We start from the raw sequence: 23,818 nt of genomic DNA on the forward strand, positions 1-23,818 counted from the left end.
ACGATCGGAGAGGTAAATACTGATGGATGGCCGGCTGGGCGGGTCCGAGCGAAAGGTGAAGCCGGGCGATGTCTTGCATCTGACCCGCGCGGCGAGTGTGCAGTTCCTCCGGCCGATCTTCGTCCGCGTGATCGGGCTTCCCGACTGGGTCACCTATGACGGCTGGCTCTGGATTGAGGGCTACGAGCTGGGCCCGAAGGGCGAGGCCGTCGTACGGCGGTCGCTGTTCGTGCAGAAGGCGGGGCTGATCTGGCGGGACCCTCTGACACCGGCCGTCCGGCCGACGGCCCGTCGGCAGGTACGCCGTGGACCGGTGAGGGTCGGATGACCGCCCGCCCTCGGCCGCACCTGCCGATGCGCCCGGCGTGGCTGTGTCGCAACTGCGCCGCGCCCTGGCCCTGCGGTCCGGCTCAACTCGACCTCATTGCCGAGTTCTACGGTCACTCGATCGCTCTGGCGTTCTACCTGGCCTCGTCGATGCAGGAGGCCGTCGACGACATGTACGGCCTGGGCGTCCGCCCGGATCTCGCCGCGCTGCACACCCGCTTCCTCGGATGGCTGTCCCTGGCCCGCCGATCGCGCTGGGCAGATCGCCGTTGAGGAACGGGTCCTGGGCGCCTGCTGGTCAGGTCAGGTCGGTCAGGCAGGTCCACTGGGAGGCCACCGGGCGGTAGCCCAGTCGGGCGTTGATCGCGAGCATCGGCCCGTTCGCCTCGTCGTTCGAGGTGTACGCGACGCGCACGCCGTTCGCGGCGGCCCGGTGCAGGGCGGTGGTCTTGGCCAGCCGGGCGAGTCCTCGACCCCGGTACGCCGGGACGCTGCCGGTGTAGTCCGACCACATCCGGTCCCCGTCCCGCTTGACCAGACTGAAGGCGACCACCTCCCCGTCGACCTCGGCGGCGACGCTGGCTGTCTTGTCCAGGCCGAGGTTGTCCCAGACGTCGTACTGCCAGCTCTGGTAGCTCTTGCTGTCGACCGGCACGTCGCCCGGCTCGTCGGCGGCCGAGGCCACGTCCGCCGCGTACAGCAGGTGCGGGTCCAGGTCGGCGATCGGGTGCAGTCGTACGCCCGGGGGTGGGTCGGCTGGCGCGGGCGCCGGATTCAGGTCGAGCGCCGAGTAGCGCACCTCGCGGCTGGGCTCGTAGCCGTGCCGGCGGGCGAACGGCAGCGCCTCCGGTTGTGCCGTGGCCCGCACCCGGCGGATTCCCAACGGGCGGAGGTAGCTGGTCGCGGCCGTCAGCAGCCCGCTGCCGATGCCGCGTCGCCGGTGCTCCGGGTGCACGTGCAGCAGGTTGATGCCACCGACGTCCGCCATCGACGTGGTGCCGATCCGCTCGGCGGACACCCAGCCGACCACCCGGTCGTCGACCTCGGCCACGAAGGCGGTCCAGGCTTCCTCCGGCGGGGGTTCGGCGAGCATCTTCCGGGTCGACTCGACCCCGCGCACCAGGTACGGGTAGACCATCGCCCGCAGGGCCACCACGCCCGGGGCGTCGTCCGGCTGCGCCACTCGGATCCGCACGTCAGGCCCCCGTCCGTACGGCGGCGACGGCCTCGACCTCGACGAGCTGGTGGGAACAGCTGAGCACGTGCAGCAGCGCGACAGGATCCGGCATGTCGGCGAGGCTAACCAGGATCGCCCGTCCGAGCGACGCATTAAGTCGCCTGCCGAGGTCAGGCGGAGGCGCGGCGGATCAGCTCGGTGGGGAGCATGATCGACTGCTCGATGGTCTCCCCGGCGGCGAGCCGGAGCAGTTGTCGGGTCATCCGGCGGCCCAGTTCCACGATCGGCTGCCGGACGGTGGTCAGTGGCGGCTCGGTGTACGCGGCGGTCTCGATGTCGTCGAAGCCGACCACCGCCACGTCCTCCGGCACCCGCCGACCGGCCTCGCGCAGCGTCCGCAGGGCGGCGTGTGCCATCAGGTCGGAGGCGGCGAAGACGCCGTCGAGGTCGGGATGCTCGGCGAGCAGACGACGCATCGCCGCCGACCCGGATTCCCGGGTGAAGTCACCGATGGCGATCAGCTCGGGCAGCCCCGCGTCGGCGACGGTGCTGCGGTAACCGCTGAGCCGTTCGATGCCGGCGACCATGTCCTGTGGCCCGGCGATGGTGGCGATCCGTCGACGACCGCTGTCGATCATGTGCCGGACGGCTGCGGTCACCCCGGCCACGTGGTCGACGTCGACGTACGGGACGGGCACGTCGTCTAGCGGCCGGCCGCTGACCACCACCGGGATGCCGAGTCGGGCCAGCGTGCCGGGCAGCGGGTCGGCACCGTGCAGCGAGGCGAAGAGCACGCCGTCGACGTGCCGGCCGGTGGTGTACCGCTCGACCCGATGGTGCCCGGCCGGCGAGCCGGCGAGCATCAGCACCAGTTGCTTGTCGGCCGCCTCCAACTCCTGGCTGACGCCCCGGATGATGCCGGGGAAGACCTGGTCGTCGGAGAAGACCCGGGTGGCCGCCTCCGGCATGACCAGGGCGATCGAGTCGGTGCGCTGGGTGACCAGGCTGCGGGCGGCGAGGTTGGGGACGTACCCCAACTCGGCGACCGCCCGGGTGACCGCCTCGCGGATCGGTTCGGCGACGGTGGTGGAGCCGTTGACCACCCGGGACACGGTGGCGCGGGACACTCCGGCCCGCGCTGCCACCGCCTCGAGCGTCGGCCGCTGCGCCGTCGTCATCGCGCCTTCCCCCCCCCGCTCGTCACAGCCCGTTCCGGGAGATCACCTCCTGGTACCACCGGGCGCTGGCCTTCGGTGTGCGCCGCTGGGTCAGGTAGTCGACGTGCACGATCCCGAACCGCTTGCGGTAACCCTCCGCCCACTCGAAGTTGTCCAGGAATGACCATACGAGATACCCGCGCAGGTCCACGCCCCGGGAGATTGCCTCGTGCGCCGCGCGGAGATGCCCGTCGAGGTAGGCGATCCGATCGGCGTCGATCACCTGTGCCGGCCCGTCGGGCGAGTCGGCGCCCGGCTTGTCGGGGAATGCCGCCCCGTTCTCGGTGATCAGCAGTGGCACCCCGGGATAGTCGGCGGCGATCTGCTCCAGCAGTCGGGTCAGCCCGGCCGGCTCGATCATCCAACCCATGTCGGTGAGCGGCCCGGCCGGAGGCAGGAAGTGCACCGCGCCCTCGGTGCCCGGATACGCGCCGTTGCCCGCGCCGCCCGGCCGACCGGCCACGTAACTCGGCGCGTAGTAGTTGATGCCGAGCAGGTCGATCGGGGCGGCGATCAGCTTCTCGTCGCCGTCCCGGATGAAGGTCGGCTCGACGATCCGGGCCACGTGCTCGCGGACGTCGTCCGGGTAACCGCCGGCCAGCAGCGGGTCGAGGAAGATCCGGTTGTGCAGGCCGTCGACCAGGCGGACCGCGGCGGCGTCCGCCGCGCTCTGCGGATCGGCCGGGCGCACGTCGGCCGGGTTGACGGTGATGCCCACGCTGCGTGCGCCGGCCGCCCGCAACGCCCGCGCCGCCAGGCCGTGCCCCAACAGCAGATGGTGTACGGCGGTGAAGGCCGCGGCCGGATCCTGCTCGCCCGGAGCGTGTAGGCCATTTCCGTAACCGAGGTACGCCGAGCACCACGGCTCATTCAGCGTGGTCCACACGTCGATCCGGTCGCCGAGGCGGGCGTACACCGCCGTGGCGTAGGTGGCGAAGTGCTCGGCGGTGTCCCGGTTGGTCCAGCCGCCCCGGTCACCGAGGGCCTGCGGCAGGTCCCAGTGGTAGAGGGTGACGATCGGGTCGATGCCCCGGGCCAGCAGCGTGTCGGTGAGCCGGTCGTAGAAGTCCAGCCCACGCGGGTTGGCAGGGCCGGTGCCGTCGGGCTGGATCCGGGGCCAGGCGACCGAGAACCGGTATGCCCGCAGGCCCAGCTCGGCCATCAGCGCCACGTCGTCGGCGTACCGGTGGTAGTGGTCGCAGGCGACATCGCCGGTGTGGCCCTGGTACACCTTGCCCGGCGTACGGCTGAAGGTGTCCCAGATGGACGGCCCGCGACCGTCGTCGCGGGCCGCACCCTCGATCTGGTACGCGGCGGTGGCCGCCCCCCAGAGGAAGTTCTCAGGAAAACGGATCTCGTTCACGCCTTGACCGCACCTTCCATGATTCCGCCGATGATCTGCCGGCCGAACAACACGAAGACCAGTAGCAGGGGCAGCGTCGCGATGGCGGTGCCGGTGAACACCTGCGACATGTCCTGGTAATACCCGTCCGACAGTGCGCGTAGGGACAGTTGCACTGTCGGATTCGCCGGGTCGTTCAGCACAGCGTACGGCCAGAGGAAGTCGTTCCAGGTGGTCATGAAGGTGAGCAGACCGAGGACGGCGGCGGCGGGACGCAGGGCCGGCAGCACGACGTGCCACCAGATTCGGGCGGTGCCACAGCCGTCCATTCGGGCGGCCTCGATCAGCTCGTCACTGACCGCCTGACCGGCGTACTGCCGCATCATGAACACCCCGAACCCGGTGACCAGGGCCGGCACGATGACCGCGGGCAGCCGGTCGTTCCACTGCAATCGGGTCATCAGGAGATAGAGCGGGATCACGCCGAGCTGGGTCGGCACCATCATGGTCGCGATGATGACGAGCAGCAGGGCATTGCGGCCACGGAACCGCAGCTTGGCGAAGGCGAAGCCGGCCAGGCTGGAGAAGAACACCACGGACAGGGTGACCGTACTGGCCACGATCGTCGAGTTGATCAATCCGGTGAGGAAGTACGCGTCGGTGTTGTCGAACAGTCGGGCGATGTTGGCGCCGAGGTTGCCGCCGGGCGTCATCGGTGGCGGCAGTTGCCCCATCGCGTCGCTGGATCGGCTGGCCACCACGAACATCCACCAGATCGGGAAGACCGACAGGCCGGCGGCGACGACCAGGGCAAGGTAGGTCAGCGGGCTGGCCCGCCAGAGTCGGCTCATCGCGCCGCTCCCTTCCGAGGGCGCTCTGACCCGCCGAGGCGGCGCAGGAGCAGCACGTTGACGGCCGCGACGACCGCGATGAGCGCGAACAGCAGCCAGGCCACCGCCGAGCCGTACCCGAAGTTGTAGTGCGGCGCGAAGGCGTTCTCGAACATGTACATGGTGAGCGTCTGCGACTCACGCGTCGGTCCGCCCCGGATCGGGTTGGTGCCGGAGTGGAACAGTCGAGGCTCGGTGAAGAGCTGCAAGCCACCGATGGTGGCGATGATGGCGCAGAAGATGATCGTCGGTTTGAGGAGTGGCACGGTGATCGACCAGAACTGTCGGGCCCGGTTGGCGCCGTCGATGGACGCCGATTCGTACAGGTCGCGGGGGATGGCCTGCATCGCGGCCAGCAGGATCAAGGCGTTGTAGCCGGTCCACCGCCAGTCGACCATCGCGGAGATCGCCACCCAGGAGGCGAACCGGTTGGACTTCCACCCGATCGCGTCCACCCCGACCAGGTCGAGCAGCCAGTTGATCATGCCGAACTCGCGGCCGAAGATCACCCCGAACACGATCGCCACCGCTGCGGTGGACGTGACATTGGGGACGAGCACCGCCATCCGCCAACCGGTGCGTCCCCGCAGGCCCCGGTTGAGCAGGTTGGCCAGCCAGAGCGCGGCGAGCAACTGCGGGACGGTCGAGATGACGAAGATCCCCAGCGTGTTGACCAGCGCGTGCCAGAAGTCGGCGTCGGCCAGCAGCCGGGTGTAGTTCTCCGCCCCGACGAAGGGGTGGTCGACTCCGAGCAGGTCCCAGTCGTGCAGCGAGACCCAGAAGGTGTACGCCAGCGGGTACACCCCGAAGACCGCGAAGAGCAGGAAGAACGGGGCGATGTAGAGGTACGGCGAGTAGCGGGTGTCGAGCCGGCTGAGCCGGCCCATCGATCGGCGGTGGTGCCCGGTTGCCGGTGCGGTTGGCGGGCGGGCGTCGAGCTGGACGGTCATGCCCGGGAACTCCTTTCGCGGTGCGGGCGGGACTCCGGTGGCCGGGTGCCCGCCCGCACGCTCGTTCGGGCTACTTGGCGGCGGCCTTCTTGGCGTTGTTCACCGCGTCCGTCCAGCCCTGCGCGGGGCTGCGCTGGCCCAGTTCCACGGTCCGTACGGCGTTCTCCACCTCGGTCCGGACGGCCTGGTTCTTCGGACCCATGTAGACCGGCTTCAGGCTCTTCGCGCCGGTGCCGAAGATGGCGCCGACCGGTGCCCCCGAGAAGTACGCGTTGGTCGCGCCGGTGATCGCCGGGTCGTCGAGCGCCTGCGGCGAGGAGGGCAGCGGGCCCTTGGCCTTGAACGCCCCGATCTGGCCCTTGGCGCTGGTCAGGAACTTGGCCAGCTCGATCGCCTCGGCCTGGTGCTTGCTCTGCTTGGGCACGGCGAGGTGCGACCCACCCCAGTTGCCGCCGTTGCCGGGCACCCGGGCGATGTCCCACTTACCCTGGGCCCCCGTGCCGGCGTTGGCCTCGATGACACCGGTCATCCAGGCGGGGCAGGCGATGGTGGCGAACTTTGACTGCTTGAAGGCGGAGACCCACTCCTCCGACCAGGAGCCGTACTTTCCGGACAGGCCCGAGTCGATGATGTCCATGGTGGTGTCCCACGCCTGCCGTACCGAAGGGTTGCTGTCGACGACCAGGTTGTCGCTGGTGTCGTAGTAGCTGTAGCCGGTCGTGCTTCCGGCGGTCTGCAGCAGGATGGTGTTGAAGGTGTTGGTGGCCGCGTCGAGGAAGGATGCGCCGGTCTTGGCGGCGACGAACTTCTCACCGGTGGCGATGTAGTCCGGCCAGGTGGGCCAGAGCTTCGACACCTCGTCCCGCTCGGTGGGCAGGCCGGCCTTTTCGAAGAGGTCCTTGCGGTAGCACATGGCGATCCCGCCGACGTCGGTGCCGAGGCCGATGAGCTGCTTGCCGTCGGCGGTCAGGCCGGCGTTCCACTTCCATTCGAGGAAGTTGCCCTTGAGGTCGGCGGCGCCGTGGTCCAGCAGGTTGACGAAGTTCGCCGGATTGGCCTTGTACTCGACCAGCAGGCCCTCCTCGATGGCCACCACGTCGCCGGCACCTCGGCCGGCGGCGAGCCACTGGGTCAGCTTCGGCGAGTACTCGTCGAGGTTGGTGCCGGTGCCGCGCTCGACGATCTTCACGCCGGGGTGCGCGGTCATGTACTCCTGGTAGAGCTGCTCGTAACCGAACTGGCCGAAGACGTCGACGGTCAGGGTGACCGCTCCGTCGCCCGGCTCGTCACCGCCGCCGCAGCCGGCGGTGACGAGTAGGGCGGTGGTGGCGGCGAGGGCCACCGCGGCGAGGCGGCGGCGCGGGAAGACAGCCATGGTTATCGACCTCTCTCAAGGCGGGCGGGTGGTGGCAAAGGGCTAGGAGAGCGCTCTCACGACAGGGTGGTGGGTTGTCCATCCGCTGTCAAGAGAGCGCTCTCTCGCTACCGCCGACCCGACCCCGAGCCGAAACGAGGGCGCCACCCCCGATGGAGTGACGCCCTCGTCGTGGTGATCCGTCAGCCCGTACGCAGACCGTCCAACAGGGCGCGGTCGCCGGCGATGTCCAGCGTCTCGAAGCTCACCCGACCCCAGAGGGCCAGCAGCAGGTCGCTCGCCGTGCCGCTGACCTGGGCACGGGCGTGGTGATCGTCGTGGTCGAAGATGGTTGCGGTGTCGAGCAACGCCACCCCCTCGCCACGGAGCCGCAGATACCACTCCTGTGCCGCATCGGTCGCGGAGAGCTGCACCACCCCGTGCCAGTCACCCGGCACCTGCCGCCGGCCGGAGGGCAGCCAGGTGTCCAGCACCTCGCTCACCCCGTCGGCCGCGAGCTTCGCCTCCACCGGATCACCAGCCCCGATGGCGAGCTGAGCGTCCCAGCGGTGCACAGCCGACTCGTGCGCCATCCGACGCGGCCAGAAACCGGCCTTCTTCGGCTGGGGAGCCCAGTTCCACGCCGGCGCCTCCGGGTCCAGCCCGTCGAAGAGCGTCATCAGCCGGTCGTACCCCTGCTGCCACAGCTGGAGCGCGCTCACGCCCGGGTCGGCCTCGATCTGCTCCCGGCGAGGCGGCTGGGCGGTCTGACCCGAACCGGCGAACGACGAAACCCAGTGGTAGATGCCGGCCATATGCAGGGTGAGGTCATTGACCGTCCAGCCCGGACAGGACAGCACCGGTGTCTCCGGCGGGGCCTCGGCCACCGCCGCCGCGAAAGCCGGACCCTCCGTCCGGAGCGCCCCGATCCAAAAATCCTTGCTGCCCTGCAGTCTGCTCATCGCCATCCTCCCGGGGGTGCCGGGCGACCAGTGGGTGCCACGGCTATTACTCAGCCTAAGGTGAAGGGCGTGCCAGACGCCTCCGCCCAGCCGACAACCGACGCCGATCGTGCCATCCCCAAACCACTCGCCGGCTACACCACTCTCCGGATGGGTGGGCCGGCCGAGCGGATCGTGGCCGCCGGCAGTGCCGACGAGATCATCCGGGCGGTCCAGGCCGCAGCGGAGCCGGTCCTGCTCCTGGCCGGGGGCAGCAACGTGGTGATCGGCGACCCCGGCTTCCCCGGCACCGCCGTCCTGGTGCGCTCCCGTGGCCTGCGGCTCGTCGCCGAGGACGCCGAGTCGGTCACCGTACGGGTCGAAGCCGGCGAGCCGTGGGACGACCTGGTCGCCGCCACGGTCGCCAACGGCTGGTCCGGGCTGGAGTGCCTGTCCGGCATCCCCGGCTCGACCGGCGCCACCCCGATCCAGAACGTCGGCGCGTACGGCCAGGAGGTCGCCGAGACGATCACCGGAGTCGAGGTGTACGACCGGCGGGAGGGCACCCGCCAGGTCATCCCCGCCGCCGACTGCGGGTTCGCCTACCGGGGCAGCATCTTCAAGTACGTGGACCGCTGGGTGGTGCTCTCCGTCGACTTCCGGCTCACCCGGTCCCCGCTCTCCGGGCCGGTGCGTTACGCGGAGTTGGCCAGGGCCCTCGGTGCCGAGGTGGGCGACCAGGTGCCGCTGGCGGACGCCCGAGCGACGGTGCTGCGGCTGCGCGCGGGCAAGGGGATGGTGCTCGACGCCAATGACCCGGACACTCGCTCGGTCGGCTCCTTCTTCACCAACCCGGTCCTCGACCGCGCGACCTACGAGCTGCTCCTGGAACGCTCCGCCGAGCTGGGCGACCCGCCCGCCTGGCCCGGGGCCGACGGTCTGGTCAAAGTGAGCGCCGCCTGGCTGATCGACAAGGCCGGCTTCGGCAAGGGCCACCCCGGCCGGGGTGGCGTGGCCATCTCCAGCAAGCACACGCTGGCCCTGACCAACCGCAGCGGCACCGCCCACACCGCTGACCTGCTAGCCCTGGCCCGCGACATCCGCGACCAGGTCCACGCCCGTTTCGGCGTAACCCTGCACCCCGAACCAGTCCTCATAAACTGCACCCTCTAACCCACCCCAAGCCCCACCCCAAGCCCCACCCCCGCCGACCCCCGACCCCGTCGATCTTGCAGTTTCTGTGGGGATATAACGGGCGCTAGCCGGCAAATCGGCAACCGAAAGTGCAAGATCGACGGGGCTGGGGGTGACGGGGCTGGGGGTGACGGGGGCTGGGGGTGACGGGGCTGGGGGTGACTGTTAGGGGAGGGGCCAGGGGAGGGTTAGTTCGCCTTGGCGCCAGCGGGTGGGGGTGTCGAGGATGGGCCAGCCTGTTTCGCGGAGGCGGGTCACCGCTCGCAGCCAGCGTTGGCGGGGGCCGAACGTGGCGTAGGGGGCGGCGGCCTGCCAGGCGTCGTCCAGGGCGCGGATCAGCGCGTGTACCGGCTCACCGGGGACGTTGCGATGGATCAGCGCCTTGGGCAGTCGCTCGGCCAGCTCGGTGGGGCTGCCCAGCGTGGTGAGCTTCGCGGCCAGGGTGAGCGTCCGTGGCCCATCGGCGTCGATCAGCAGCCAGCTGGCCAGCCGCCCCAGCTCGTCACAGGTGCCCTCGACCAGCACCCCACCGGGGGCGAGCGCGGCCGTCATCGTCCGCCAGGCGGCGGGCACCTCGCTCTCGTCGTACTGTCGCAGCACGTTGAACGCGCGGACCAGCACCGGCCGGAGTCCGGCCAACTCGAACCCACCCCGGGCGAACGTCAGGCCGGGTGGGTCGGCGGCCGAAGCCGCGGCGGCCACCCGGGCCGGGTCGATCTCCAACCCGACCAGCCGTACGTCCGGACGGACCTTGGCGGCCAGCCGAGCGCGCAGCTCCACCGCGGTGACCGGGGTTGCGCCGTAGCCGAGGTCGACCACCAGCGGATCGTCCGCCGCCGACAGCCGGTCGGCGCAGGTGGCGACGATCCAGTTGTCCACCCGACGGAGTCGGTTCGGATTCGTCGTGCCACGCGTGACCACGCCGAGCGGCCGACGCCGCGCCGCAGGGCTCATGCCACCCTCCGCGCCGCAGGGCTCATGCCGCCCTCCCCGCCGACGACCTCAGGGCCGATCTCCGTTCGTGACTGCGGGGCCCGCAAGCCCGGTGCACTCCTCACGCAGCACTGCTAGACCCGGTGCACCTTGTGCTGGGCGGCCTGGGCCCGCGGCCGGACCACCAGCCGGTCGATGTTGACGTGCTCCGGGCGGGTGGCGCACCAGGCGATGCAGTCGGCGACGTCCTCGGCGACCAGTGGCCCCGGCACCCCGGCGTAGACGGCGGCCGCCCGTTCCGCGTCGCCCTCGAAACGGACCAACCCGAACTCGTCGGTCTTCACCATGCCCGGGTCGATCTCGATGACCCGCAGCGGGCGGCCACACAGCTCCAGCCGCAGCGTGCCGGCGATGGCGGTCTGCGCGTGCTTCGCGGCGGTGTAGCCGCCCCCGCCCTCGTAGACGGTCAGGCCGGCGGTTGAGGAGACCACCACGATGGTGCCGGAACCGGACGCCTCCAGCGCCGGCAGCAGGGCCTGCGTGACCCGCAGGGTGCCGAGCACGTTCACGTCGTACATCCACTGCCAGTCGGTGACCTTGCCGGACTCCACCGGGTCCAGCCCGCGCGCGCCGCCCGCGTTGTTGACCAGCAGGGTGACCGGGCCGGGTGCCCCGGCGGCGGCCTCGGCCAGCCTGGCCACCGACTCGTCCGAGGTGATGTCGCAGGTCACCGCAGTGGCCTGCCCGCCGGCGGCGGTGATCTCGGCGACCAGGTCGGTGAGCCGTTCCGCGCGGCGGGCGGCGGCGAGCACGTGGAAGCCCTCGGCGGCGAGTCGGCGGGCGGTGGCCGCGCCGATCCCGCTGGACGCTCCGGTGACGATGGCGACTGGGGTCATCCCGACATTGTCCCCCGGGGGAATGACCCGCCCCGAGCGGGCGTACGGGGCGTTTCGTGATGAGGTCCGTCACCCCGAGGGGCCGCCCCGGAGAATTTCCGAAGCCCGATGGGGAAGATGACTCGCGGCGTACAGGTTGACCGAAGAGCGCCGGTCGTGCGAGACGGCATCAACCGTGACAAAGGAGCGGATGTGGCGGAAATGCACACCGGTGTCGGGCGTCAGCGAGGTGCCCGACCGTGGCCCCGGCCTCGCCGCATCGCCACCCTGTCGGTACACACCTCCCCCCTGCATCAGCCCGGCACCGGCGATGCCGGCGGAATGAACGTCTACATCCTTGAGGTCGCCCGACGACTCGCCGAGGCCAACGTGGAGGTGGAGATCTTCACCCGGGCCACCTCCGGCGACCTCCCCCCGGTGGTCGAGATGGCGCCCGGAGTGCAGGTCCGACACATCACCTCCGGCCCCCTGGAAGGGCTCACCAAGGAGGAGTTGCCCGGCCAGCTCTGCGCCTTCACGGCGGGGGTGCTGCGCGCGGAGGCGTCCCGCCCACCCGGGCACTACGACCTGATCCACTCCCACTACTGGCTCTCCGGTCAGGTCGGCTGGCTGGCCAAGGAGCGGTGGGGCGTGCCGCTGGTGCACACCGCGCACACCCTGGCGAAGGTCAAGAACGCCCAGCTCGCGGCGGGCGACCGGCCCGAGCCCAAGGCCCGGGTGATCGGCGAGGAGCAGGTCGTCGCCGAGGCGGACCGGCTGGTCGCCAACACCCGGGTCGAGGCCAGCGACCTGCTCGACCGCTACGACGCCGACCCGGCCCGGGTGTCCGTCGTGCAGCCGGGCGTCGACCTGGCCCGCTTCCGACCCGCGCCGGGCGACCGGGCCGCAGCCGCCCGCCAGGCTCGTCGCCGGCTGGGGATTCCGGTCGACGGGTACGTGGTTGCCTTCGTCGGTCGGATCCAGCCGCTCAAGGCTCCCGACGTGCTGATCCGCGCGATTGCCGCGCTGCGGGAGCGCGACCCGGCGCTGGCCGAGCAGGTGACCGTGGTGATCTGCGGTGGGCCCAGCGGCAGCGGGTTGGACCGGCCGACCGCCCTGATCGAGCTGACCGCCAAGCTCGGGGTCGCCGACGGAGTGCGGTTCCTGCCGCCGCTCACCGGTGACGACCTTCCGGCCCTCTACCGGGCGGCGGATCTGGTCGCGGTGCCGTCGCACAACGAATCGTTCGGGCTGGTCGCCCTGGAGGCGCAGGCCTGCGGTACGCCGGTGCTGGCCGCCGCCGTCGGAGGGCTGGTCACCGCGGTACGGGATCAGGTCAGCGGCGTACTGATCGACGGGCACGATCCGGTCCACTGGGCCCGTGCGCTGGGCCGCCTGCTGCCGAACCGGCCCCTCCGGTCGGTGCTGGCCCGAGGCGCCGAGCAGCATGCCCGGCACTTCTCCTGGGACCGTACGGTCGCCGGGCTGCTCGGCGTCTACGGCGAGGCGATCGCCGCGCACCGGGCCCGGCTCGCGGCCGATCTGGCGGGTGACCCGGCGCTCTCCTGCTCCTGGTGACCGGGGGCGTTGGTCGCCACCCGGTGCGTGAGCCGGGTCGGTCGTAGAGTGGGTCCGGTGAGCCCGAAGAGCGATCTTGCGACCCTGATCGAGTCGGTGTGCGCCGAGCGGGACCTGGCCTGGGAGTCGACCGGCCCCGGCTCGTACGCGGTGACGCTGCCGGGCACCCACAAGCTCAAGACGGTCTGCAACCTGATCGTCGGTGAGCACGCGCTGCGGATCGAGGCGTTCGTGATGCGCCAGCCCGATGAGCGCCGTGAGGAGTTGTGGGCCTGGCTGTTGCAGCGCAACGCCCGGATGTACGGCGTCTCGTTCTCCACCGACGCGGTTGGCGACGTCTACCTGACCGGGCGGGTCAACCCGGCCGGCGTGGACGCCGACGAGTTGGACCGGCTGCTCGGCGCGGTCCTCACGTACGCCGACGAGTCGTTCGACACGATGCTGGAGATCGGCTTCGGCAGCTCGATCCGGCGGGAGTACGAGTGGCGGGTCAAGCGGGGCGAGTCGACCGCCAACCTCGCCGCCTTCGCCCATCTCTTCGAGCCCTCCGCTGCCGGCCCCGACCCGACCTGACGCAACGGGAGCTCCCCGCGCCTCGCACGGGGGGATCGCGCTCGAGCCAGGAACTGACGGTGGTTCGGAGTGCTCCTGGTGGGTATGCCGCACCGCGCGGTGCGGCAAGGGACCCCCGCGCGCCGATGACGGAGTGCCAAGGAGCGGAGCGTCCCATGGCTCAGCGGAACAGCTCAGGTCGCGGCGCGACTGCGACCAGGACCAAGCGACAGGCCGGCAATCAGACGCCGGGTACTCCCGGAATCTCCGAGTCGGAGATCTCCCGGATGCGGGTGGACGACATCCGCGGACAGTTGCGCAAACGCGGGGTCTCCGGAATCTCCGCGCTGCGCAAGCCCGAACTGGTGAAACAGTTGGTGCGCTCGATGCGGGCCGGCGCGGGTCGGAGCAGCACCGGCCCGGCGGGCCGGGCCACCGGCACCCGGGCGTCGGCGGGTCGGGCCGCCGCGACCAAGAAGTCGGCGGCCAGGCCGGCGTCGAGCCGCGCGAAGGCCGCGCCGGCGAACAAGAGCGCGCCCGCGAAGCGGGCCGCCGCCACGAAGGCGACCGCCGCGCGGAAGTCGACGGCGGCGGCGAAGAGGGCGCCGGCGAAGAAGGCGACCGCCGCGAAGAGGACGACAGCGGCGTCGACGGCCGCCCGCAAGACCGCGACCGCGAGCAGGACGACCGCCGCCCGCAAGACCGCGGCAGCGCGGAAGACCACGGCCGCCCGTAAGACGGCGACGGCGCGTACGGCGTCCGCCCGGAAGGCGCCGGCGAAGAAGGCACCGGCCCGGCCGGCGGCGAAGCGCGCGACGCCGGCGAAGAGCGCGGCGGCGAAGCGTACGACGGCGAAGCGCACGGCACCGGCGAAGAGCGCGGCGGCCAAGCGCACGACGGCGAAGCGCACGGTACCGGCGAAGCGCACGACGGCGAAGCGCACGGTACCGGCCAGGAGCGCGACGGCGAAGCGGGCGGCGCCGGCCAAGCGCACGCTGACGCCGTCGACCGGTGGCGGGACGACGGCCGGTGGAATCCGGACCGGCCGGGGCACGGGTCGGTCGGTCCGCAGCTCGCAGGTGATCTCGTCGACCTCGGACCGGCCGGAGCGGCCGGGGCGAAGCTTGATCACGGCGAATCACGAGGTGATCCGGCGCTGGGCCCGGGAACGCGGGGCGAAGCCAGCGACGATCGCCGGCACCGAACGGGATGGCCGGGCGGGTGTGTTGACCTTCAACATTCCCGGATACCGGGAAAGCAGCCGGATTCGCGAAATCACCTGGGATGAGTGGTTCCACACGTTTGACCTGCGACGGCTGAACCTGATTTATCAGGAACAGCTTCGGGACGGTCGGCAGAGCAACTTCTTCCGGACCGAGTCACCCGATCGGGAAGATGGTTGAGGTGTTTGCGGGAATGGCCGGCGGGTAACCCGCTGTTGCCAACGGACGAGGCCGGAGCAGCGGATACTCGCCAGTTGTGACGGGCGAGACAGCCGTTCTGGGTTGAATCCAGAATCCGGGCGAACTAGCTTTATTGCACCGCGCCACGTTTGGAAACGTTCGGGGGAGCGGCGGATCGATCAGATCCGCGCACCAGACGAGGCGCGAGGGGACGGGTGGATTAACCGTTGGGGGACGGTGCCCACCTGTTTGGACCGGCGGCGTGAGCGGGCGATGCTTACGGGGGTGAGTGTTGCCCGCCGCCGCCGGCCCCACGGCGGGCGCCCACTACGACCTCAGGGACGTGGTGGGCGCTTTGCGTTGGTCACCCGCTCGTTATGCGGTCTGCGAGGGATGTCGACTCCAGGTTGGCAGTTCGACGCAGCGCGGCGACGTGCCGCTCCCGGGGTGGCCCGGCGAGCAGGTGCCCGAGCGCGGCCAGCAGGCCCAGCCCGGCCACGATCAGCCAGTGCCGGTCGCCGAGGTGCTGCAGACTCACCCCGCCGAGGGTGGGCGCGACGAACGCCGCCGCCGGGAACGTCAGGTAGAAGACCGACTGGTAACGCGCGCGTAGCTGCGGCGGTGCCAGGTCCGCGTTGATCTGCGCGTTGGGCGGGGCGGCGAGCATCGAGCCGACCGTCCAGACGACTGCGGCGCCCAGGTAGATGGCCAGTTCGTCGGCGATGGCGAGCACCCCGAAGCCGAGCGCGAGCAGTGCGGTGGAGGCGGCCAGTACGACGTCCTTGCGGTGCCGGTCGATCAGCCGGGGCACGAACAGTTGCCCGACCACGATCAGTGCGCCCCCGAGCGCCCCCACCAGCCCGTACGCCGATGGGCCCAGGCCGTCCGCACGCATGGCCAGCGGCATGATCGTCGACGTCTGCGTGGTGAGCACGGCCAGCACGAAGGTGAGACCGACGAAGATCAGGAAGGTGCGGTCGGTGAGCGCGGTGTGCAGCCCTGGTCGGCGGGCTCGGACGGACTTCGGCGTCGCGCCGGTGGCGGGCGGGAGGCCGGCCCCCCGCCGGGCCAGCCGCAGAGTCTCCGGCACCTTCCAGCCGATCACGGCGGCGGCGGTCAGTGTGGCCCCCGCGTCGACCAGGAACAGCGCCGTGAAGCTCGCCTCGGCCAGCACTCCGGCGAGCAGCGAGGCGACTGCCATGCCCAGGTTGAACGCCCAGAACTGAAGGTTGAACGCGCGCGAGCGGCGCTCGGCGGGCACCACGTCGACGATCGCCGCCACGAACGCCGGGCTGGGCATCGAGTGGACCACGCCGATCAGCGCGGAGAGCACCGCGATCAGGAGCAGGGACTGACTGAAGGCGAGCGCCACCATCAGACCGACCGTGGCCAGGTGCGCGGCGAGCAGGGTTGCCCGGCGGCCCCACCGGTCGGCGAGCACCCCGCCGAGCAGGACGCCGGCTGCCCCACCGGCCCCGTACGCGCCGACCACCGTGCCGGCCAGACCTTCGCTCGCGCCGCGTACGTCGGTGAGGTAGAGCGAGAGGAACAGCATGGCGAACGCGCCGGCCCGGTTGATCAGCAGACCGGCCCAGAGATACCAGAAGGTGGCGGGGAGCCCGCCTGCGGCGTCGTTCCACCAGCGCCGCAGGGCGTGCACCCGACCTCCCGACAGTTCAGGTTGTTAACTGTTCCTCGTGCACAGTAATCCGGCGTCCTCGCGCCAGTCGTCAGGCGGTCGCCTCGGCGGGCTGCGGTGCCCGGGTGACGGTGGTCGAGGTCAGTGCCTCGCCGGAGCGGCGCAGCGCGGCGGCACGCCGCTCTCGGGCCGGCCCCGAGATCAGGTGAGCCACCGCGGTCAGGAAGCCGAGCGCGGCACAGCCGTACCAGAGCGTGTCGTTGCCGGCATGCTCCCGCACCAGACCACCGAGGATCGGCGCGCTGGCCCCGGCGATCTGCCACGACAGGGAGAACACGCCCTGGTAGCGACCGCGCAACTCGGCCGGGGAAAGTTCGGCGATCAGCGTGGAGTTGGAGGGCGAGTTCAGCATTTCGCCGACCGTCCAGATCAACACGGTCAGCCCGTAGAACCAGGGGGTCCCGGCGAACGCGGTCAGGCCGAACCCCACGCCCATCACCACGGAGGCCAGCGCGAGCACGTGTGAGCGACTCCGGCCCCGGATCAGCCGGGGGACGAAGAGCTGGCCGACCACGATGAGGACGCCGTTGAGCGCGATCACCGAGCCGTAGGTGGCCGGGCTCAGGCCGTCGTCGCCCATCGCGATCGGCAGCATCGAGATGTGCTGGAGGAACACCAGCGCGGCGAACAGGTTGAGTGCCACGAACCCGAGGTAGACGCGGTCGGTGAGGATCGTGCGCAGGGCGCCGCGCGGGGCGGCGGTCATCGTGGTGGCGGTGGCCGAGCGGGCCTGCCGGGTCTCCGGCACCCTGGTGAAGATGATCAGAGCGGTGATCAGCATGGTGACCGCATCGACCACGAACAGCAGCAGGTAGTCGGCCTGTGCGGCGAGGCCGGCGAGGACGGCGGCGCAGGCGAAGCCCAGGTTGATCGCCCAGTAGTTGAGCGAGAAGGCGCGCAACCGGTCCTTCGCCGGCACCACGTCGATCATCATGGCCCCGAACGCCGGCCGGGCCGCCTCGGCGAACATGCCGAGCAGCAGGGCGCCCAGCGCCACCGCCCAGAGGTCCCGGGCCAGGCCGAGCGCGAGCATCATGGTCGCCGCGCCCACGTGGGCGGTGAGCAACGTCGGTCGACGGCCCCACCGGTCCGCGAGGGTGCCGCCGGCGGTCGTACCGAACGCTCCGCCGACGCCCCAGAGGCCGATCACCAGGCCGGCCTGCGAGGCCGAGAAACCACGTTCCTGGGTGAGGTAGATGGCGAGGAAGACGAGCACGAACGAGCCGAGCCGGTTGATCAGGGTGCCGGACCACAGGTACCAGAAGGTGGTTGGCAGGCCGCCGGTGGTTTCCCGGAACCAACTCCGCATCGTCCGCATATGGCGCCCCCGCTTGCAAGTAATGACCGATGTGACTGCCGTGCCTTACAACCCTAGTGGCGGACGGATCCGCTGGTCATCCGCTTTTTCACGTGGTGGTCGTCACGACGGCTGCCCGCGTGTCCCTCGGGCGGTTGAGGCAGGATGATCCGCATGACTGCGAGCGAAGGGCCCACCGTCGGGACGCTGGTCCTGCTGCGACACGGTGAGAGCGACTGGAATGCCAAGAACCTCTTCACCGGCTGGGTGGATGTCGACCTGACCGAGAAGGGCGAGGGCGAGGCGCGGCGCGGCGGCGAGCTGCTGCGCGAGCACAGCCTGCTGCCGGACGTCGTGCACACCAGCGTGATGCGCCGCGCGATCCGCACCGCCGAGCTGGCGCTCAACGCCGCCGACCGGCACTGGATCGCCGTGCGTCGGTCGTGGCGGCTCAACGAGCGGCACTACGGCGCCCTGCAGGGCAAGAACAAGAAGCAGACCCTTGACGAGTACGGCGAGGAGCAGTTCATGCTCTGGCGCCGGTCGTACGACACGCCGCCGCCGCCGATCGACGACAACGACGAGTGGTCGCAGGTGGGCGACCCGCGCTACGCGCTGCTGCCGACCGAGCTGATGCCGCGCACCGAGTGCCTCAAGGACGTCGTCGAGCGGATGCTGCCGTACTGGTACGACTCGATCGTGCCGGACATCCTGGCCGGCCGGACGGTGCTGGTGGCCGCGCACGGCAACTCGCTGCGCGCCCTGGTCAAGCACCTCGACCAGATCTCCGACGAGGCGATCGCCAAGCTGAACATCCCGACGGGCATTCCGCTGCGCTACGACCTCGACCCGCAGCTGCGCCCGCTCACGCTGGGTGGCACCTACCTCGACCCGACCGCTGCCAAGGCCGCCGCCGCAGCCGTGGCCAACCAGGGGCGCTGACCGACAGGCTGAGCTACCGAGGAAGGGCCCCTCGTCATCGTGGAGAGCGATGACGAGGGGCCCTTCCGTGGGAGTCAGTTGTTGCTCGGCGTGCTCTCTCCGGTGATCAGGTAGATCACGTGCTCGCCGGCGTTGACCGCGTGGTCGGCGAAGCGCTCGTAGAAGCGGCCCAGCAGGGTGGCGTCGATCGCCGTCTCCACCCCGTACGGCCAGTCGTCGCCGAGCAGCACCGCGAACAGGCTCTTGTGCAGCTCGTCCATGGCGTCGTCGTCGCGGTCCAGCTCGCTGGCGAGGTCGGCGTCGGGCTTCGCCAGCACCGAACCGATCTTCGCGGCCATCCGGTCGGCGATCTCGGACATCTCGGTGAAGACCTTCCGCAGCTCGGCCGGGACGGCGGGGGAGGGGTGCCGGCGCAACGCGGTCTTCGCCACGTGCTCGGCGAGGTCGCCCATCCGCTCCAGATCCGCGGCGACGTGCAGCGCGGTGATCATCGCCCGGAGGTCGGAGGCCACCGGTGCCTGGCGGGCGAGCAGGTCACAGACCCGCTCCTCGACGTGCTGGTAGAGGTCGTCGATCTCGGCGTCCCGCTCGATGACCGTCTCGGCGGCCTGCCGGTCGGCGGTGAGCAGGGCCCGGGTGGCCTGGCGCATGGCGGTGCGGACGCCCTCCGCCATGTCCACCAGCAGTTGGCTGACGATCTGGAGGTCGGCCCGGAACTCGTCGCGCATCATCACGTCCTGTGGTCGGTCGCCGCCGACGGATGCCGGCGCAGGGGGTTGAGCAGGTGCGACGCCAACGGTAGGGCGCGATGACGGACCCCGGATGAACCACGGTGAACGACGCCAGACGTGGGGGTGAACACTTTCGGAAGTGAGGGTGGTTCGTCCCGGTCTGTGTGGTAGCCAGGTTAACAATGACCCTACGATCGCCGGGTGGAGTGGGCGGTAGCGGTCGTGGTGGCCCTGGCTTTGGTGGCCGGGATGGCCGCCGGTCTGCTGCTGCCCCGGTTCCTGCCGAGGCGGGACGGTCGCTCCACGTCGACGGGGAGCGAGAGCTCCCGCTGGAGCAGGGGGAGGCCCGCGATAGCCGACGAGCAGCAGGCTGGGCTCGGCCGCCGGACGATCGACTCACTCCGGGCCGGTGTCGTGGTACTGGACAACGACGACGTCCCCGTGCTGATCAACCCGGCCGCCCGCGCGATGGGGCTCCTGCGCGCCGGCAGCACCCCCGGCTCGATCGCCGCGCACCCGTTGATCCGTACCCTCGCCGGCCAGGTGCGACGCACCGGTGTGCGGCGCGAGATCGAGCTGGACCTGCCCCGGGGTCGCGACAGCGCGGGGGAGAACCCCCTCGGTGTGCACTTGCGGGCGATGGGCCTCGGCAGCGGGTTCATCGCGGTCGAGGCGGTCGACGTGACCGAGTCGCACCGACTGACCCGGGTACGACGTGACTTCGTGGCCAACGTGAGCCACGAGTTGAAGACCCCGATCGGGGCTCTCCAACTGCTCGCCGAGGCGTTGCTGGACGCGACCGAGCCGGCCGACGCCGCGGCGCCCGATCTCTCCGAGGACCTGGTGGCTGCCCGCCGGTTCGCCGAACGGATACAGCACGAGTCGACCCGGTTGGGCCGGCTGGTGCAGGAGTTGCTGGAGTTGACCCGGCTGCAGGGGGCCGAACCGCAACCGCCACCGGAGCCGGTCGCGCTGGACTGGGTGATCGCCGAGGTGGTCGACCGGACCCGCACCACGGCCTCCGCCCGGGGTATCGAGGTGACCGTGGACGGTGAGCGTGGTCTCACCGCGTACGGCAGCGACTCCCAACTGGCCACGGCGGTGGCGAATCTGGTGGAGAACGCCATCAACTACTCGGGCGAGGACACCACGGTGCGGGTGACCCTGCGCGGCGACGACGAGCACGTCGAGGTCGCCGTCGCCGACCAGGGCATCGGCATCGCCCCCACCGACGTGGACCGGATCTTCGAGCGGTTCTATCGGGCCGACCAGGCCCGCTCGCGTGCCACCGGCGGCACCGGGCTCGGCCTGGCGATCGTGAAACACATTGCGAGCAACCATGGCGGACGGGTCGAGGTGTCGAGCACTCTTGGTGGTGGGTCGACGTTCACCCTCCGGCTGCCCGCCAGTCCACCGGATGACCTCCTGGCGACACTGCCGCCGGTTGGGATCGAGTCCGGTCCGACTGGGCTACGGCAGGTCTGACAGCAAATGGAAAGGAAATCCCCGTTGAGCCGCGTTCTCGTGGTCGAGGACGAGGAGTCGTTCTCCGACGCCTTGTCGTACATGCTCCGTAAGGAGGGCTTTGAGGTCTCGGTCGCCGCGACCGGCACCGACGCCCTCACCGAGTTCGACCGGACCGGCGCCGACATCGTGCTGCTCGACCTGATGTTGCCCGAGATGTCGGGGACCGAGGTCTGCCGGCAGTTGCGGCAGCGATCCGCCGTGCCGATCATCATGGTCACCGCTCGGGACAGCGAGATCGACAAGGTTGTCGGGCTGGAGATCGGCGCCGACGACTACGTCACGAAGCCGTACTCGCCGCGGGAACTGGTCGCCCGGATCCGGGCGGTGCTGCGCCGGCAGAGCCCGGAAGTCGCTGAGGCGGGTGCGCCGACGCTGGCCGCGGGGCCGGTGCGGATGGACATCGAGCGGCACGTGGTGACCGTCGAAGGCGGGGCCGTGCAGCTGCCGCTGAAGGAATTCGAGCTGCTGGAGCTGCTGCTGCGCAACGCGGGCCGGGTGCTCACCCGGGGCCAGCTCATCGACCGGGTCTGGGGTGCCGACTACGTCGGTGACACCAAGACGCTGGACGTGCACGTCAAGCGGCTGCGTTCCAAGATCGAGCCGGAGCCGTCCGCACCGCGCTTCATCGTGACCGTCCGGGGTCTGGGCTACAAGTTCGAGCCGTGATCGGCGTAGCCAACGGGGGTCTGCGCTCGACGCAGGCCCCCGTTGGCCTGTCCGGCCCTGGTCAGCGTCGCGAGCGAGGCGGGCCCGTCGGCGGTTGGAACGTGGTCGCCTCCCCCTGTAGAGCTGCCCCAGATATGGGACGGCTCAAGCGCACGGTCCTCGGAAGGGGCCTGCCCGGGTCGGCCGCAGTCCGCCCGGCCCGAAGTGCCGCCCCATCTGTGGGGCAGCTCTACAGGGGCCACGGGGTGCGTTGGCAGAGACGGGCCGCGGACCCGACACGCCCGGCGCAGCGCCGCGCCCTCGTCGAAGGCGCCCTGCGCTGATCCGTTAGAGATCGTCGGCGGGGTGCGGGGCGATCATGCCCTGCTTCGTCCTGGTGGCGCACAGCTCGGCCAGCCGTTCGTACGCGGAAGCGCCGATCAGGGCGGTCAGCTCCGGCCCGTACGACAGGTACATCGGCTCGGTGCCGACGTGCGCGTCCGTCGAGGAGGTGCACCACCAGTCCAGGTCGTGCCCGCCGGCGCCCCAGCCCCGCCGGTCGAACTCGGACAGGGTGGAGACCAGCACCTTGCTGTTGTCCGGTCGCTTCACCCAGTCCTGATCGCGGCGGATCGGCAGCTGCCAGCAGACGTCCGGCTTGTATTCCAACGGGTGCACCCCGTCGCGCAGCGCCTGGGCGTGCAGGGCGCAACCGCCCCCACCAACGAAGTCGGCGTCGTTGAGGAACACGCACGGACCGTCGGCGCCTTGGGTGGCGGTGCGCCGGGCCGGGTTCTTGCCGTCGATGGTGTCCTCGTCGGTCCAGTTCTTGAACCCGCGCCGGAAGTGCTGCCAGGTCGACGGGGTGAGCCGCTTGACGGCGTTGCGGACCCGCTTCTCGTCGTCCGAGTCGGTGAAGAACGCCCCGTGCGAGCAGCAACCGTCGGCGGCCCGCCCGGCGATGATGCCGTGGCAGCCCTTGCCGAAGATGCAGGTCCAGCGGGACAGCAGCCAGGTCAGGTCGGCCCGGATCAGGTGGGTCTCGTCGGCCGGGTCGGTGAACTCGATCCACTCCCGAGGGAAGTCCAGGGGCACCTCGCGGCTGCGCGGGTCGCCCGGATCGTCCACCAGCACACGGAGCTCCATCGTCACCCGGCCCAGCGTACGCGCGGTGACGTCCCGAGGCCGGTGAGCCGCGCAAACGTGTTGCACCTAGGGTCTTCACCATGCGACTGGGTGTCCTCGACGTCGGATCCAACACGGTGCACCTCCTGGTGGTGGACGCACACCACGGCGCACACCCGTGGCCGGCGCACTCCGAAAAGGTGGTGCTCCGGCTGGCCGAGCAGATCGGCCCCGACGGCGCGCTGACCGATGCGGGTGCGGATGGCCTGGTCAAGGCCGTGGGCATGGCCAAGGCGGCGGCCGCCGGGTTGGAGGCCGACGACCTGATCGCCTTCGCCACGTCCGCGGTGCGCGACGCCACCAACGCGGCCGAGGTGTTGGCCCGGGTCCGGGACGAGACCGGCGTACGTCTGGCGGTGCTCTCCGGGGCGGACGAGGCCCGGATGACGTTCCTGGCCGTGCGGCGGTGGTTCGGCTGGTCGGCGGGCCGGTTGCTGGTGTTGGACATCGGCGGCGGCTCGCTGGAGATCGCCGCCGGCATCGACGAGGACCCGGATGTCGCGGTCTCGCTGCCGCTCGGGGCCGGCCGGCTGACCCGCGAGCGGCTGCGGGTCGATCCGGCCAGTGCCGCCCCGCCGTCGGTGGAGGCCGTCGACAAGCTCCGGGAGTACGTGGACGGCCGGTTGGACAAGGTCGTCGACCAGATGACCGAGGTGGGCTGGGGTCGGGCGGTGGCCACCTCGAAGACGTTCCGCACCTTGGCCCGGCTGGCCGGTGCGGCGCCGTCCGGTGCCGGGCTGTGGGTGCGGCGCAGCCTGACCCGGGCCGGCTTGCGGCAGGTCATCGGCTTCATCCGGCACATCCCACCGGCCCAGTTGATGGAGCTGGAGGGCGTCAGCGCGGGCCGGGCCCACCAGTTGCTGGCCGGTGCCGTGGTCGCCGAGGCGGTCATGCGCCGCCTGGATCTGGACTCGCTGGACATCTGCCCGTGGGCGCTGCGGGAGGGGGTCATTCTCCGCCGGCTCGATCAGCTCGAACCGCTCTGAGCCGGCGGCCGTTTTCGGTTGATTTGCCGGCGCTCGTCACGATGCCCCCGGCGCTGCCGGGCTACGCTGACTG

23 protein-coding genes and 1 pseudogene are annotated in these 23,818 nt (G+C 70.9%); 10 read left to right on the top strand and 14 right to left on the bottom strand.

Annotated elements, in window-relative coordinates:
- Positions 1 to 22: 22 nt before the first annotated feature.
- Both ACIBF8_RS24740 and ACIBF8_RS24745 read left to right on the top strand, forming a co-directional pair.
- The gene (locus ACIBF8_RS24740; protein ID WP_396785959.1) at positions 23 to 328 is read left to right on the top strand and encodes a hypothetical protein; all 306 of its coding nucleotides are present in this window, start codon (positions 23 to 25) and stop codon (positions 326 to 328) included.
- Positions 325 to 600, top strand: coding sequence for a hypothetical protein (locus tag ACIBF8_RS24745; RefSeq protein ID WP_396785960.1), 276 nt, complete (start codon positions 325 to 327; stop codon positions 598 to 600). Before ACIBF8_RS24740 ends, ACIBF8_RS24745 begins: the two co-directional genes overlap by 4 nt.
- 25 nt (positions 601 to 625) lie before the next feature.
- Here the strand turns inward: ACIBF8_RS24745 and ACIBF8_RS24750 are convergent, their stop codons facing one another.
- From ACIBF8_RS24750 to ACIBF8_RS24780, 7 genes are all read right to left on the bottom strand, one after another.
- On the bottom strand, positions 626 to 1,522 hold the full coding sequence (locus ACIBF8_RS24750; protein ID WP_396785961.1) for a GNAT family N-acetyltransferase: 897 nt from the start codon (positions 1,520 to 1,522) through the stop codon (positions 626 to 628).
- Between the two features lie 152 nt (positions 1,523 to 1,674).
- On the bottom strand, positions 1,675 to 2,682 hold the full coding sequence (locus ACIBF8_RS24755; RefSeq protein ID WP_396785962.1) for a LacI family DNA-binding transcriptional regulator: 1,008 nt from the start codon (positions 2,680 to 2,682) through the stop codon (positions 1,675 to 1,677).
- A gap of 22 nt (positions 2,683 to 2,704) precedes the next feature.
- A complete protein-coding gene (locus ACIBF8_RS24760) occupies positions 2,705 to 4,084 on the bottom strand; it encodes a GH1 family beta-glucosidase (RefSeq protein WP_396785963.1) in 1,380 nt (459 codons plus the stop codon).
- The gene (locus ACIBF8_RS24765) at positions 4,081 to 4,914 is read right to left on the bottom strand and encodes a carbohydrate ABC transporter permease (protein ID WP_396785964.1); all 834 of its coding nucleotides are present in this window, start codon (positions 4,912 to 4,914) and stop codon (positions 4,081 to 4,083) included. The genes ACIBF8_RS24760 and ACIBF8_RS24765 overlap by 4 nt, the downstream gene beginning before the upstream one ends.
- A complete protein-coding gene (locus ACIBF8_RS24770; RefSeq protein ID WP_396785965.1) occupies positions 4,911 to 5,903 on the bottom strand; it encodes a carbohydrate ABC transporter permease in 993 nt (330 codons plus the stop codon). The genes ACIBF8_RS24765 and ACIBF8_RS24770 overlap by 4 nt, the downstream gene beginning before the upstream one ends.
- Before the next feature lie 70 nt (positions 5,904 to 5,973).
- Positions 5,974 to 7,278, bottom strand: coding sequence for an ABC transporter substrate-binding protein (locus ACIBF8_RS24775; RefSeq protein WP_396785966.1), 1,305 nt, complete (start codon positions 7,276 to 7,278; stop codon positions 5,974 to 5,976).
- Positions 7,279 to 7,460: 182 nt separating this feature from the next.
- A complete protein-coding gene (locus ACIBF8_RS24780) occupies positions 7,461 to 8,219 on the bottom strand; it encodes a maleylpyruvate isomerase family mycothiol-dependent enzyme (RefSeq protein ID WP_396785967.1) in 759 nt (252 codons plus the stop codon).
- 69 nt (positions 8,220 to 8,288) lie between these two features.
- On the opposite strand from ACIBF8_RS24780, the gene ACIBF8_RS24785 reads away from it, so the two are divergent.
- Positions 8,289 to 9,371, top strand: coding sequence for a UDP-N-acetylmuramate dehydrogenase (locus ACIBF8_RS24785; RefSeq protein WP_396785968.1), 1,083 nt, complete (start codon positions 8,289 to 8,291; stop codon positions 9,369 to 9,371).
- Between the two features lie 186 nt (positions 9,372 to 9,557).
- Here the strand turns inward: ACIBF8_RS24785 and ACIBF8_RS24790 are convergent, their stop codons facing one another.
- Together ACIBF8_RS24790 and ACIBF8_RS24795 are read right to left on the bottom strand one after the other, a co-directional pair.
- On the bottom strand, positions 9,558 to 10,346 hold the full coding sequence (locus ACIBF8_RS24790) for a class I SAM-dependent methyltransferase (RefSeq protein WP_396785969.1): 789 nt from the start codon (positions 10,344 to 10,346) through the stop codon (positions 9,558 to 9,560).
- Between the two features lie 113 nt (positions 10,347 to 10,459).
- Positions 10,460 to 11,221, bottom strand: coding sequence for an SDR family NAD(P)-dependent oxidoreductase (locus ACIBF8_RS24795; RefSeq protein WP_396785971.1), 762 nt, complete (start codon positions 11,219 to 11,221; stop codon positions 10,460 to 10,462).
- 192 nt (positions 11,222 to 11,413) lie between these two features.
- Between ACIBF8_RS24795 and mshA the strand changes: the two genes are divergently transcribed.
- Together mshA and ACIBF8_RS24805 are read left to right on the top strand one after the other, a co-directional pair.
- Positions 11,414 to 12,778, top strand: coding sequence for a D-inositol-3-phosphate glycosyltransferase (gene mshA, locus ACIBF8_RS24800; protein WP_396785972.1), 1,365 nt, complete (start codon positions 11,414 to 11,416; stop codon positions 12,776 to 12,778).
- Between the two features lie 57 nt (positions 12,779 to 12,835).
- Positions 12,836 to 13,351, top strand: coding sequence for a YbjN domain-containing protein (locus tag ACIBF8_RS24805; RefSeq protein WP_396785973.1), 516 nt, complete (start codon positions 12,836 to 12,838; stop codon positions 13,349 to 13,351).
- Positions 13,352 to 13,571: 220 nt separating this feature from the next.
- Here the strand turns inward: ACIBF8_RS24805 and ACIBF8_RS24810 are convergent, their stop codons facing one another.
- Positions 13,572 to 14,462, bottom strand: coding sequence for a hypothetical protein (locus tag ACIBF8_RS24810; RefSeq protein ID WP_396786040.1), 891 nt, complete (start codon positions 14,460 to 14,462; stop codon positions 13,572 to 13,574).
- Between ACIBF8_RS24810 and ACIBF8_RS24815 the strand changes: the two are divergent.
- A pseudogene (locus tag ACIBF8_RS24815) lies at positions 14,365 to 14,733 on the top strand (hypothetical protein); the annotation flags it as partial. The gene ACIBF8_RS24810 and the pseudogene ACIBF8_RS24815 overlap by 98 nt on opposite strands.
- Positions 14,734 to 15,097: 364 nt before the next feature.
- Here the strand turns inward: ACIBF8_RS24815 and ACIBF8_RS24820 are convergent.
- Positions 15,098 to 16,393 carry an MFS transporter gene (locus ACIBF8_RS24820; RefSeq protein WP_396785975.1) on the bottom strand — a complete coding sequence of 432 codons (1,296 nt, stop codon included), beginning with the start codon at positions 16,391 to 16,393 and terminating at the stop codon, positions 15,098 to 15,100.
- 70 nt (positions 16,394 to 16,463) lie between these two features.
- Positions 16,464 to 17,750 carry an MDR family MFS transporter gene (locus ACIBF8_RS24825; RefSeq protein ID WP_396785977.1) on the bottom strand — a complete coding sequence of 429 codons (1,287 nt, stop codon included), beginning with the start codon at positions 17,748 to 17,750 and terminating at the stop codon, positions 16,464 to 16,466.
- 153 nt (positions 17,751 to 17,903) lie between these two features.
- Between ACIBF8_RS24825 and ACIBF8_RS24830 the strand changes: the two genes are divergently transcribed.
- Positions 17,904 to 18,671 carry a phosphoglyceromutase gene (locus ACIBF8_RS24830; RefSeq protein ID WP_278141873.1) on the top strand — a complete coding sequence of 256 codons (768 nt, stop codon included), beginning with the start codon at positions 17,904 to 17,906 and terminating at the stop codon, positions 18,669 to 18,671.
- A gap of 74 nt (positions 18,672 to 18,745) precedes the next feature.
- Here ACIBF8_RS24830 and phoU read toward each other — a convergent pair whose 3' ends face one another.
- Entirely contained in the window at positions 18,746 to 19,399 is a 654-nt protein-coding gene (gene phoU / locus ACIBF8_RS24835; protein WP_396785980.1) for a phosphate signaling complex protein PhoU, read from the bottom strand.
- 204 nt (positions 19,400 to 19,603) lie between these two features.
- On the opposite strand from phoU, the gene ACIBF8_RS24840 reads away from it, so the two are divergent.
- Together ACIBF8_RS24840 and ACIBF8_RS24845 are read left to right on the top strand one after the other, a co-directional pair.
- Complete coding sequence (locus tag ACIBF8_RS24840; protein ID WP_396785981.1) at positions 19,604 to 20,887, top strand: sensor histidine kinase; 1,284 nt, start codon at positions 19,604 to 19,606, stop codon at positions 20,885 to 20,887.
- Between the two features lie 24 nt (positions 20,888 to 20,911).
- Complete coding sequence (locus ACIBF8_RS24845; protein WP_039906992.1) at positions 20,912 to 21,595, top strand: response regulator transcription factor; 684 nt, start codon at positions 20,912 to 20,914, stop codon at positions 21,593 to 21,595.
- 327 nt (positions 21,596 to 21,922) lie between these two features.
- Here the strand turns inward: ACIBF8_RS24845 and ACIBF8_RS24850 are convergent, their stop codons facing one another.
- Positions 21,923 to 22,720, bottom strand: a complete 798-nt coding sequence (locus tag ACIBF8_RS24850) for a hypothetical protein (RefSeq protein ID WP_396786037.1) — start codon at positions 22,718 to 22,720, stop codon at positions 21,923 to 21,925.
- An 80-nt stretch (positions 22,721 to 22,800) separates the two neighbouring features.
- Between ACIBF8_RS24850 and ACIBF8_RS24855 the strand changes: the two genes are divergently transcribed.
- Positions 22,801 to 23,745: a Ppx/GppA phosphatase family protein gene (locus tag ACIBF8_RS24855; RefSeq protein ID WP_396785984.1), complete on the top strand. Its 945-nt coding sequence runs from the start codon at positions 22,801 to 22,803 to the stop codon at positions 23,743 to 23,745.
- Positions 23,746 to 23,818 lie beyond the last annotated feature (73 nt).

It is taken from the genome of Micromonospora sp. NPDC050276 (assembly GCF_044459545.1).
Lineage (GTDB): Bacteria > Actinomycetota > Actinomycetes > Mycobacteriales > Micromonosporaceae > Micromonospora.

Excerpts from the sequence above, each read along its gene's own strand:
- ACIBF8_RS24775 (WP_396785966.1), bottom strand. The coding sequence starts at position 7,278 with ATGGCTGTCTTCCCGCGCCGCCGCCTCGCCGCGGTGGCCCTCGCCGCC.
- ACIBF8_RS24755 (WP_396785962.1), bottom strand. The coding sequence starts at position 2,682 with ATGACGACGGCGCAGCGGCCGACGCTCGAGGCGGTGGCAGCGCGGGCC.
- ACIBF8_RS24830 (WP_278141873.1), top strand. The coding sequence starts at position 17,904 with ATGACTGCGAGCGAAGGGCCCACCGTCGGGACGCTGGTCCTGCTGCGA.
- ACIBF8_RS24825 (WP_396785977.1), bottom strand. The coding sequence starts at position 17,750 with ATGCGGACGATGCGGAGTTGGTTCCGGGAAACCACCGGCGGCCTGCCA.
- ACIBF8_RS24850 (WP_396786037.1), bottom strand. The coding sequence starts at position 22,720 with ATGGAGCTCCGTGTGCTGGTGGACGATCCGGGCGACCCGCGCAGCCGC.
- ACIBF8_RS24745 (WP_396785960.1), top strand. The coding sequence starts at position 325 with ATGACCGCCCGCCCTCGGCCGCACCTGCCGATGCGCCCGGCGTGGCTG.
- ACIBF8_RS24855 (WP_396785984.1), top strand. The coding sequence starts at position 22,801 with ATGCGACTGGGTGTCCTCGACGTCGGATCCAACACGGTGCACCTCCTG.
- ACIBF8_RS24780 (WP_396785967.1), bottom strand. The coding sequence starts at position 8,219 with ATGAGCAGACTGCAGGGCAGCAAGGATTTTTGGATCGGGGCGCTCCGG.
- phoU (WP_396785980.1), bottom strand. The coding sequence starts at position 19,399 with ATGCGCGACGAGTTCCGGGCCGACCTCCAGATCGTCAGCCAACTGCTG.
- ACIBF8_RS24740 (WP_396785959.1), top strand. The coding sequence starts at position 23 with ATGGATGGCCGGCTGGGCGGGTCCGAGCGAAAGGTGAAGCCGGGCGAT.
- ACIBF8_RS24765 (WP_396785964.1), bottom strand. The coding sequence starts at position 4,914 with ATGAGCCGACTCTGGCGGGCCAGCCCGCTGACCTACCTTGCCCTGGTC.
- ACIBF8_RS24795 (WP_396785971.1), bottom strand. The coding sequence starts at position 11,221 with ATGACCCCAGTCGCCATCGTCACCGGAGCGTCCAGCGGGATCGGCGCG.
- ACIBF8_RS24790 (WP_396785969.1), bottom strand. The coding sequence starts at position 10,346 with ATGAGCCCTGCGGCGCGGCGTCGGCCGCTCGGCGTGGTCACGCGTGGC.
- ACIBF8_RS24770 (WP_396785965.1), bottom strand. The coding sequence starts at position 5,903 with ATGACCGTCCAGCTCGACGCCCGCCCGCCAACCGCACCGGCAACCGGG.